Below are 2,070 nucleotides of genomic sequence, written 5' to 3' on the forward strand. Positions count from 1 at the left end.
TACTGTCAGGCTCGCATTGACTACCGCTACCAACGGGTTCAGGCTAACCCTAGCCAACAGATATTTTTGGAGGGTTGGCTAAGACGCGATCGCGATTTATTGGGTTATGTTACTCAATTAGGCGGCGGTCAGGCTCCGGTTATTGATCCGCCCAAACCACCGAACACACCGAAACCACCGAACACGGAAACCTCGAAAGATTCGGAAATTTTGGATAAACTCCAACAGGCGATCGCCCTTTTGCAAGAGGTAACACAAAGCCTTAAACAAAAGGATTGACCTTTGACACTCCTCGCGCTAAAGCGACGAGGATTCTTAAATAGTCCAAATACGAACTCTTAATGGCGTAGTCAATGCGCCTCTACTGACTCCATTGAGATTTAATCCCAATGTGGCCGATACTTTACGAATGATGTTAGCTGCTGCATTACAATCAGCATTGATATATTGATTGAATGGTGCGAGACGTTGAGGAGACCAAATAAGGCTGCAATGCATGAAATAACCTCCTCGATGGGCCTCAACCACCCCTTAACTGTTTATATGTCCCAACGCTTAGACGTTATGAATCTAAGTAAGGCACGGGAACTCAAGGTCAATCCCATTTTAAGAAATCGCAATTCACCGTCCAGGTATACCTAGGAGGAGTACTAAAACCACTTGGGGCGATTATGGGAAAGAGTAACGGCGATAGCCACCCCCAGTTTTGGGAATCACAACCCCAGGATTGAAGCGGGGAACGGAAGGCGTGGAGTAGAACCTACTACCAGACCGACCACTGCCAACCATCCATGACTAAGGAAATCTGAATGTTCCGACTTGAACCATCGTATCAATAAGCAGCGAAATAGGTTTACACGCTGCGCCCAAAAGGGTAAGGAGAAAAGTAGGGTAATCATACCAACACCTACACAGACCTTTAAAAGTACCCCGGTGGAGAGGACAAGTCTAAAGATGGAATGCCCGTATAAACGGAACGTTTAAACTCCTCTAAACTCCTCATTGGCTCTCGGCAAGTATACCAATATTTGTTGAGTAGCGAAAAGTGTAAGTGTATGCCTTTGAGGGGAAAGGATGTGACTGAAAGCTAATGCCTAACTGTAATGGTTGGGATATGCCCACTAGTCACGGTGTGGATATAGAGACTGCGGTAAGTAAGAGTCCTACGGCGAAGGCGAGTTTAAAGACTACGCAAGTCATATAGCTCTGAAAGTTGAAGTCATAAAGCAGAGAGTTGTTACTCTGTTCCTACTGACAATAGGGTATCTACATCAGGAGCCGTGTGATGGGAAACTATCAAGCACGGTTTGGAAGTGGAGTTGGAGAAGGTGACTTCTCTTTCGACCATAACCAGTGCGGTATAAACCTCGTTTTACTCGTTGTCCTGACGGCTTCCAATTGTCGGGTTTTTCACCGAATTCAGGAAGAAAATCATGCTCAAGAAAACTAGCTTTTGAGGTATAAGATTCCTCGGTTTCTATAAACTCAATTCCATAATGAGAACAAAGCTCTTGGATTCGAGACTTCAATCGTGCGGTGGGAATCTGAATAAAGTTATGATTCCCTTTACTTCCAAGGGTAGCACCATTTTTTTGTCCTTTATTCCAACCAAAAACAAGACGACCGATACTGTTTTTGAGGCAATGGTTAATAACTACTATGGCAGCTTTATTGATAGCATCCCTAACCTGACGATTCCGTTTTTCAGTGGGATAAAGCATTACTCCAAAAACCTTGAGGTTTACCATTTTTATGATAAGCAACTTGCTTGTTGTACCACTGGTTAAAGGATTTCAAATGCTTGCCATCAACAATGAAACTGGTTCCTACGTTACTCACACAAGTTAACCAATTATCAATTCCATGATCTATTCCTAACACCTGGTTTTTATCAAGTTTAATATTTTCAGCCTGAACTTGATAAATAAACTCGGCATAAAAACATTTATTCCGAGGAAGAATACGAACTTCTTTGATTGAATCCCAGTTGAGGTTAGATGGCATGGGTAATAAAAATGAATCAATCCCAAACCATGCTTTAACCTGATTTAATAGCGGAATTCTAAGTCC

General features: G+C 42.9%; 3 protein-coding genes and 1 pseudogene. 1 reads left to right on the forward strand and 3 read right to left on the reverse strand.

The window, feature by feature from the left end:
- Nucleotides 1-279, forward strand: a pseudogene (locus tag B9T16_RS28050) (secretion activating protein); the annotation flags it as partial.
- Nucleotides 280-315: 36 nt separating this feature from the next.
- On the opposite strand, the gene B9T16_RS28055 reads toward B9T16_RS28050, so the two are convergent.
- The 3 genes from B9T16_RS28055 to B9T16_RS28065 form a co-directional block, all read right to left on the reverse strand.
- Nucleotides 316-498, reverse strand: coding sequence for a hypothetical protein (locus tag B9T16_RS28055; RefSeq protein WP_199325058.1), 183 nt, complete (start codon nt 496-498; stop codon nt 316-318).
- Nucleotides 499-1,271: 773 nt separating this feature from the next.
- Nucleotides 1,272-1,748 carry an IS200/IS605 family accessory protein TnpB-related protein gene (locus B9T16_RS28060; RefSeq protein WP_082824575.1) on the reverse strand — a complete coding sequence of 159 codons (477 nt, stop codon included), beginning with the start codon at nt 1,746-1,748 and terminating at the stop codon, nt 1,272-1,274.
- Nucleotides 1,705-2,070: transposase (locus B9T16_RS28065; RefSeq protein ID WP_410246323.1), on the reverse strand; the 366-nt coding region annotated here is incomplete at its 5' end. The genes B9T16_RS28060 and B9T16_RS28065, both read right to left, overlap by 44 nt.

Origin of the sequence: Arthrospira sp. PCC 8006 (assembly GCF_046480465.1) — a bacterium.
GTDB classification, from domain to species: Bacteria; Cyanobacteriota; Cyanobacteriia; order Cyanobacteriales; family Microcoleaceae; genus Limnospira; species Limnospira platensis.